The following is a 360-nucleotide window of genomic DNA, read 5'->3' on the forward strand; positions in this document are numbered from 1 at the left end:
TTTTTGTGACGAATGCAACAAAAAAAGAACGCGTTTTGAGAATGAAAGAAAACATCAGAAAATGAAAAAACTTTAAAAAAGCAGTCATCATCGACGCATGAATCCTTAAAGAAATAATTAGCTAAAACACACTAACAGGAAAGGAAGCCAAAAAATAGTTCCTTTAACCACAATACAGTTGACGCTGAGTAGGATATAAACCGGCAGTGGTATCATGAATATGGTCTAAACTGTATAGATATTCTCGTTTGTTATTGTTTATTAAAACTTATTCGATATAAAAATACTTTTACTAAATCACGATGATTTGTCATCAGTAAAATTGATTTTAGTGAGATATTTTACTTTGCTGACCTTTTA

This window comes from Bartonella sp. AA86SXKL (assembly GCF_042196885.1).